Raw genomic sequence first — 8,406 nt, forward strand, 5'->3', positions numbered from 1 at the left:
ATATCTTGATGATATTTGCTTCAAAATTAACTCAATGCCGCGAAAAATATTTGACTTCAAAACGGCCTATGAGATAGACTTTAATAAAAGTAAAAGTGGTGCGGTTGAGATTTGATAAAAGAAAAACAAACAGAATCAATCTGTTTGTTTTTACTCATTATTGTTTATTTACGACGTTTCTTATAACCTTTGAACACAAAGAGACTCCCTATTCCAATCGCGAGATAAGGTGTCTTTAACGATGCAATTCCAGTATTAGGAAGGGTCGTATTGGGTTTCTCGGATTCTTTGGGTGTATCTTTCGGTGTTTCCTTAGGCTCTTCTTCGTAAGGTTTATAAGGATTGTCTTCCGGGGTTAAAATCCCAGTATGAACCGCAACTTTTAAGGGTTCGATGGCTGGATGACCGTTGATTGCCACTGCAAATGAATTCCATGCCGTAAGGCTTGGCGAATCTTCCAAGATGCGAGCTACCACATCAGGATTGGTAATTTGTGATTGGAATGTAAATTCGAAATCTTGAAGTTCCGAAAGGTGTTGTTGATCTTTTAATTCAATCTTAAAACTTTGAACTGTGCTCCAGTCCGTGATATCTGATGCCAACACCCAGTTTGGTTCCTTTGTGTTTTGATCTACAATCACATCAAATCCTTCCGTTGTAAGGACATCATTTAAATCCTGACGACTTGGATTCGATGTCGTACTATAGAACACATTAAACAACGATTCATCGACGCCAATCGGTCCACTTAGACTTACATCAAATTCACTGTTACGCTGCGTAAAGTCTGTGATTCCGCGATCACCAATATTTGGCAGAATATCCATGAGTACAAATTGATCAATCACTTTTCCGGTACGGTTTTTAAGTTGAAGTTTGTAATCAATTTTATCGTTTAATTCAACATGGGCACGGGTATCGTAAAGTGCATCGTGTTCATTTTTGACCCACTTTTTGATTTCCAGTTGATAATCTGAAATCATTTGATAATGATTTTGGCTTTGAAGCATTTGCTTTGACTCAAAAACGGATTGCGTTGTATGACGATCGTAATCAACCATCAATGTATCTTGAATTGTAGGATTGGAGACCGCAAGGGTTTCAAAGGTCTCATTTGCTTCAAGTAATGTAAATATTTTAAAATTAAGATCTTGCAGATCGCCTGCGATATCCACATCAAAAATTTGACTGGTGGATTCATAAGGGGCAAGTTGTTTTAGATTCCACGTAATGTGGTAAACATCATGGTTCCCACGACGTTGCGCAAGTCGCTCAATCGATTGAATGTTTCCTTGTGGACTTAGATCTTTAAACTGCACACTCTTCGGAACATAAATAATTGAATGAACGTTATCCTTTACTGCACCAACAGATGATGGCTCATTTACTATTTGAACCTTGAGTTTATTCGATCCCTTATAAATTTGACCTTTATATTGATCTAGTAATTCAATACTGTTGGTTACTGTTGGATGATATGCTTCTTGATTTTCAGTGACATTTGCCCAACGCGGAGCAGCAAGGAAGTGAAATCCTTCGAACCACGCATTGACACGCCCATCTGGGAAGGTAATGGTGTAATCATTTTCGGCATTGTCTTTAAAATCATAAAGTTCACGAACTAAAGCCGTACTGCTTCCATAAAGAAATGCCGTTTCAATATCCATCTCATTTTTTAATTCCGTAATGTTTTCCTTCGCATCTTCACGCCATGTGTCTTTGATGGCAAATGTATAAGTAGGCATACGAGAAAGTCCATTGTGTTCTTGTGGAAGGGGTTCATCAATCATCATTCCTGGAACAGTGGTCTCAAAATCGTATTGAATATGCGCAATCTGAGTTGTTTCAGGTAAATTCTTTTGTTTTAAGATTTCTTCGCGGGTAATAATTTGATCATGGCTTAGATCTTTAAATGTTGCGATGATTTGTTTTTGATCATCATAGACATGAGCATGAAGGATTGGTTGTTCATGCAGTGGGGTGGCATCCCCATAGTCTGTTGTTGGTCGATAATCAAAGCGTCCGGGCGCTTTAAATGATTCTAAGCGTAAATGTTTATTAATATAGTAGTTCCACTTGTACTCAACATAACGATCGTCTGCACCATGTTCCAAAGCTGTCATTTGATGGGCGTAGGTTAATGTTGCCCAAGGGTATACAGTTGGGCGCTTATTCAGTGCTTCAAAATCCGTTGAGTGTTTACCAAATGGATCAATCGGGCTAAAGTGTCCGGGAACATACCAATTCCCATCTACCTCAGGTGTTTCACTTTCAGATGGATATAATGTGGTTTCCGCATACCCTTGATCGTCAAGGGTCACATCATCCACATTTATAAATTCAAGTCGTGACGTCACACCGACACCTGACACTGGTTCATCTAACGATCCCGGTTTCGCTTGATAATTTACCTTTAGATTTTCATAAAATAGTGTTGTTTCGTTTTGATCTTGTTCTTGGTATGAAGGTGCATCAAAATACCACGTTAACGTACGTGTATCCAGATCGACTAAATCTGGAGAGGGTCCTTCAATCATGCCTTTGTATTCTAAAGATTCATGATACGTTTCTTGAATCTTAATTTGCGTTCCCGCTTTGATATAAAGTTGTCCTTGTGGTTGACGATCAATTTGTGCTTTGGTAACCCACACACTTTCCATGCCTGGGCTAAGTCCTAAAGATCCACTATACCTTGAATCCTTAAGTCCTTCATACGCTTTCGTTACTTTAAGAGGACTACTTGCCTCAACGGTTGTCGTTAGTACTTCATCTGTTTTTTCCACTTGGTCCGTGGCTACTTTCACATTGAATGTTAATGGCGTACTTGTAGGAGTAATACCATTTGGAACTGAAAAAATAAATGGCAACTCCATATATGTTCCCGATTCAAAAATTTCTTTTGTAATCGACATTCCTTGATCTGTCCGAGTTACATTATAATCCGCTCCAAGAGCATTTTTTATTGAGGTTATGTCCATCTGAACAAAATCTGGCATCAATACATCGACCTTCAAATTGGTAAAGGTTGTATGAGCCCCGGTTGCTTTAAGTTTAAATTCAATACTGTTTTTTTGACCACTATTGAATGAATCATAAGTCATGTGTGCATGACTTTCTAAATTAAACGCTTCAAAACTTGCGCTTAACGGAATTATAGATAGAATCAATAAAAAACTCGATAATGCAATCATCAATTTCTTTTTCATCATAACGCTCCTTTGTTTTATTATTATAACGGAAGCAAAGGGGTGTCTTACATTCACGATTTACAATCTTATTGTAGATGTTGGTTCTATCTAATTGTGATGAAAATCACATCAAAAAATGATCTTCCTTAGAATATTTATGTATTGTTTTTGACTTGGATAGTCATCAATCAAAATAACATCACCCGTGGTGGGGGTATTTCCGATGCATAAGTCATAATCCATCGAAGTAAGTTCGAAGTAACTCATGCAATCAATTTGAATTTGGGTCGCATCCAACTTAAATCGACACATCAAATTGTTTCGTATGTACATCGCGTGCTGAATGCCTAAATCCGAGTAGATTAAAATGCGCATGATTTTTGGTTTTTGATCTAAAATATCTGAACAATTCATAATTGACCAATACAATAAATCATCGAGATATAAATCAGGATTAAGTGAGATTGTCTGCGAAGCTTTAAGCGCTTGGTAAAAATCGCTACGAATCTTTGGATGTTCTTCATAAAACGCATGCATAAAATCCGCAATTCTATCAATAAACAAAGATGTTTTAAAAGGGTACAGACTGTAGTTATTTAAAAGGGTTTGATGAATTAAACTTATAAAAATTTGAGTATCTTTACTCAGAATGTAATCATGTTTCGCAATAAGTTCATCAAGAAAAGCATCCGAAAACACCTTTGTTTCACTAGGATTGAGAATTGGTGTATGGTAGTACAGTACTTCGGACAAGCTTTGCATACAGTGAGTTGTTTCATAATCTCGATATCCCTTAAAAATCTTTGAGAAATCTATCGATTTAACCATCGTCGCCGGTATCATGGAAAGATTACTGTGAAACCCTTGTCGCTCTCTCAATTCAGAAACCACAAATAAAGTCACACTGAATATCAGTGTAAGACTATCATAGTATATCCCTTTACGATCAAAAACTTCTTGAATCACTAATTCCGCTTCTTCTAAATTAATTTTTAGAATATCATCCAAATCTTTCGTACCATAAAGTTCTAGAATTAAACAGGTTACAAACTTACGTATATAATGCTCTTGTTCGGATACAATACTGACAGGTCTACTACCATTTCGCTTAAACTGAATTGAGCTTGATCCGAATTCTTTGTTCATCGTACGTAAAGTTCGATAAAAAGTTGATTCGCTAATATAAAACTGCTTCATACGATCTTCGTTTAATGTTTCTGGATTCTTTACAATATCAATGAAAAGAGTAATTGATAACGACCGCATCAAAAACGTCCTTAATATCTGCTCATTGGTTTTTGGATTATACTCATCAACATAATATCGTCCACTGTAACTTTCTATAATTAATAATGGTTCCCACTCCTGAGCTATTTGATCAAGGTAGGTATAAATTGTTTTTTCAGAACATTTGCAGTGAGTCGACAAATCCCCAACTGATGCATGTGGTTGTGCGTCACTGTTAAGATAAGTAATCAGTTGATAGTGATTACGATCTAAGGTATTCAATAAATTTAACATACGATTTCTCCATCTTTATGCAATAACTGTCATTAAATAATAATCTGTTCTTAATGAAAATTAATGGGTGATACAAAAAATGCAACCAAATGGTTGCAAGTATATAATTTTCCTAAAATCATGTTATCCATCAACAACTTCACATCACATTAACGAAACCTAATGTGATGTGAAAAAAGAATAAATATTATTTAGTCCTAGAAGATTATAAACAAGTAATAAGAAGATTAGATGAAAAAACACAAAATAAAAAAAGTTTTTCCATCTTCCCGGATGATTGAAATGCGCTCTAAGTTTTACGATGAAATCTTTGGGATGTAATAAATCCCATGAATTAAACCTCACCTCACGGCCAAGATAAATCCCCACCGAAAGCAACAGAATAATAATCACTGCTGATAATTGAATAATGACTTGATCGCGTGTTTGAACGATTATGGGATCAATAATAATTAAATATCCCAACTGTACGATCATGATATTCATCATCGTATTTAAAATACCAGACAATGCAAGCGAGGTTACCGAAATAATATCATACCAAATTGGAACTTCATGCTCATCCATCTCTCTGTGGGTTAAATTTAACTCAGTGAGTAAATAAGCTGCGTTCGGAAGCAAAGCCAACCAAAGAACGGACCCCAATACAAAAATTATATTTGATAGGTACAAAATGATATGAGAATGCGTGAGTGCATAAACATACCGTGTCCCTAAGGTAACTGCTGTTGTTATAAGAACAATCACAAAGGGGATTAATGATAATTTTAAATTCCAAATCATCGGTTTAAAGGTCTTTACAGAGTATAGTTTCGGGCGAATGATAATCGTCAGATAGGCAAAAATATTAAATAGAATCGTACTTATTAATAATGCTTTCATAGACTTCCTTTCTAAGATTTTTAAATTTGCTTGAGTGTACCATCAACCATTTCATACGTTTCATCACATTCCTCAATCATGCGAAGGTCATGTGTCACCATAATGACAGAGGTATTATATTCATTGGTAATACGTTTTAATAACTTTACCACATCGAATGCGCGGTCAGTATCTAAACTCGCGGTTGGCTCATCAGCAAGTATAATACTCGGTTTTAGTATCAGCGCTAATCCAATTGCTACTCGTTGACGTTCACCACCCGAAAGACTTTCTGGATATTGATCACGAAGCTTATCAATGTCCAACGACTCTAAAAGTTTGCGAATTTCATGATCTGCAATATTTTGATTTGATTCTTTAATTTTAAATTGAAAATGTTCATAAACTGTAAAAAATGGAATTAAATTGGCGGTTTGAAGAATGAATCCAAGTGTATTAAATCGCAATGCAGACAGTTCATTTTCCGTTAGGTGTGAAAGTTGATGATTATCGATGGTAATAGTACCTTGTGTCGGTTTTTGTAAAGCACCCATAATGGATAAGAGTGTGGATTTACCAGAACCACTAGGACCCACAATAGCAACAAAAGAACCTCGATTTACGTGTAATGTTACTGGATGCAATACCTCAACGCGATTTTTTCCGTCGTTAAACGATTTGGTTACAGACTCTAAATATATCATAACATTTCCTCCTACAATGATTTCAATGGATCAATCTTAAGAATAATCCGTGATGAAAATAACGATCCCAAAAGAGAGAACACAATCATTGCAATGGTTACCCCTATGGAAAGAGGCACATATGTCGCAACGGGAACTGTACTTTTTAAGGCATAACAAGTAATTTCAGATAAAATAAAACCCAGACCTAGTCCAACTCCAGTTAAAATAAATGTTTGAATAATGATCGAACTAATGATGGTTTTATTTTTAAATCCTTGTACTTTCAAGATACCAAAAATTGGTTTCTTTTGCATTGTGAGTATATACATAAAAACACCAATTATAAGCGCTGATATGATCGATAGCGCACCAATCATTAAACCAAATGTTAAAATTTGTGCTTTGTATCCTGGTAGATTATCAATTAATTCATCTTTTGATAAGGTCTCAAAGTCTTCACTTGAGTTTGTTCCCAAAATCACGTTGTAAAGATTGTCATCATCCAATTCAGATCCTTCTAGGTTAGTATAAAAAACGGGTCTCGTATTATAATTGCTAGAAGTTGTAATACCGATAATTTTATAATCTCCGTATTTAGAGATTCTGACGCTATCACCAATGTTTAATTGTTTGTCATTTCGAATGTCAGCTGAGATAAGAATATCGTGCTGTGTTTGCGGATATTCACCTTCTTGAAGTGTAACTATATCTGAAAAGTGCGATGCATCTGCACCGATCAAAATTGCATCGTCTTGCTTATCCCCAAACGTAGCTGTAATACCACGAATTCGCAATGCATCTTTGACATTCCAATCCATCGATTCAATTTGTTGATTCGTAATGAAGGATGCTAGTGCATTTTGGTTTGCATCTTTATTTAATATTATTGAATCAAACTGCCATTGATCTAGAGCGGTACGATTTATTGATGCCAAACCGTATGCTAGACTCGACAGGAAAAACACTAAATAAGCAATGAAGGTCATGACGATAAGAATCATTGCAAAACGTCCTTTTTCTTTTTTTATTTCTTTAATAGCTAAATACATATTTCCCTCCTTATCAGGTGATAAGTATATTCTATCAAACTATTTATCACCTGATAAGTAATTTGCCTAATGATTGTATTTGTATCCTTTTTTTGATTTAATAATGTAAAGGTGATTATATGAAATCGATAAGAAAACACATAGTTGAGACTGCCCACATATATTTCATGAAATATGGGTACCAAGAAACCTCTACTCGTGATATTGCACGTGATCTTGGAATCACACAACCAGCTATTTATCACTATTTTAAGAGTAAAGAAATTCTCTATTTTGAGGTTCTAAATGATTTTGCAATAAAAATCGGTGATGATTTAAGAATTATCGCTGAAAATAGTAGTATGGATTTGAATACCCACTTAAAATCAATGAGTTTATTTATTCAAGAAAAGCATCCCATGAATTTTAATCTACTAATTCATGATATGGAATCCCTAGAATCTCAATCTATGCGTGATACGCTCTATTTAGTTTGGAAAGAAAACTACTTTCAGCCGTTTTTCAACTTATTTCAACTGCACGAAAATTTACTTCGTGATGATCTTACAATCAACCAAATCGTTTATCAGTTTTTACGAATTCTTTCGACCTATATCACATCAGTTCCTACTAAAGACGACCAAGACAATCTATGTTGGATTATAGACGTTTTTGTTAGGGGTATTACATTAAGATAAAGTAACCATCAACTTAGGTTACTCTTTTCAAAACAGAAGATTAAGTTTATTGAAGCATTTATTGGAATCCGTGACGCGAATTAAAAGAAATAATATCATCAAATATTCTTTAGGAATATATTGATGATAGTTTTTATCCTTATATTGATTCCATATGAATGCCGGTAAATATCATTCGAAAACAAATACTATTATATTTTATTTATTTTTAATTTTTTATTTCATTTAGTTCAAATGTAAAAACAAAAAAGATTCCCAATAGTGGAGTTGTCAAACAAAAGTAGACATTAATAAAAGACTAGAAACCCTTATCCATTTTATATTGGATAGGGGTTTTGTAATTTAAACAGTAAGCAGGTCTTTCAAAATTGAAATAATGTACATATTCTTCGATAAAATTTTCAAAGTTATCTACGGACCAGTA

General features: G+C 34.8%; 7 protein-coding genes and 1 pseudogene. 2 read left to right on the forward strand and 6 right to left on the reverse strand.

The genetic code is table 11. The features are described 5' to 3' along the window. Positions 1-115 (forward strand): annotated as a pseudogene (locus tag EPJ90_RS08410) (IS30 family transposase); the annotation flags it as partial. A gap of 49 nt (positions 116-164) precedes the next feature. Here EPJ90_RS08410 and EPJ90_RS08415 read toward each other — a convergent pair. The 5 genes from EPJ90_RS08415 to EPJ90_RS08435 all read right to left on the reverse strand — a co-directional run bounded on the left by EPJ90_RS08415 (position 165) and on the right by EPJ90_RS08435 (position 7,305). Beyond that, positions 165-3,206 (reverse strand): peptidase, encoded by a 3,042-nt coding sequence (locus EPJ90_RS08415; RefSeq protein WP_200542980.1) that lies wholly within the window; start codon positions 3,204-3,206, stop codon positions 165-167. A gap of 111 nt (positions 3,207-3,317) precedes the next feature. After that, the gene (locus EPJ90_RS08420) at positions 3,318-4,709 is read right to left on the reverse strand and encodes a helix-turn-helix domain-containing protein (RefSeq protein ID WP_161637401.1); all 1,392 of its coding nucleotides are present in this window, start codon (positions 4,707-4,709) and stop codon (positions 3,318-3,320) included. 159 nt (positions 4,710-4,868) lie between these two features. Further along, complete coding sequence (locus tag EPJ90_RS08425) at positions 4,869-5,591, reverse strand: DUF1361 domain-containing protein (protein WP_161637402.1); 723 nt, start codon at positions 5,589-5,591, stop codon at positions 4,869-4,871. Positions 5,592-5,611: 20 nt separating this feature from the next. Beyond that, positions 5,612-6,274, reverse strand: coding sequence for an ABC transporter ATP-binding protein (locus tag EPJ90_RS08430; RefSeq protein ID WP_161637403.1), 663 nt, complete (start codon positions 6,272-6,274; stop codon positions 5,612-5,614). Positions 6,275-6,285: 11 nt separating this feature from the next. After that, positions 6,286-7,305, reverse strand: coding sequence for an ABC transporter permease (locus tag EPJ90_RS08435; protein ID WP_161637404.1), 1,020 nt, complete (start codon positions 7,303-7,305; stop codon positions 6,286-6,288). A 119-nt stretch (positions 7,306-7,424) separates the two neighbouring features. Here EPJ90_RS08435 and EPJ90_RS08440 point away from each other — a divergent pair, with 119 nt between their 5' ends. Then, the gene (locus tag EPJ90_RS08440; RefSeq protein WP_161637405.1) at positions 7,425-7,982 is read left to right on the forward strand and encodes a TetR/AcrR family transcriptional regulator; all 558 of its coding nucleotides are present in this window, start codon (positions 7,425-7,427) and stop codon (positions 7,980-7,982) included. A gap of 298 nt (positions 7,983-8,280) precedes the next feature. Here EPJ90_RS08440 and EPJ90_RS08445 read toward each other — a convergent pair. Beyond that, positions 8,281-8,406 (reverse strand): IS3 family transposase (locus tag EPJ90_RS08445; protein WP_200542981.1); only part of this gene is annotated, 126 nt, incomplete at its 5' end.

Source organism: Erysipelothrix sp. strain 2 (EsS2-7-Brazil) (assembly GCF_016617655.1).
Taxonomy (GTDB): domain Bacteria; phylum Bacillota_I; class Bacilli_A; order Erysipelotrichales; family Erysipelotrichaceae; genus Erysipelothrix; species Erysipelothrix piscisicarius.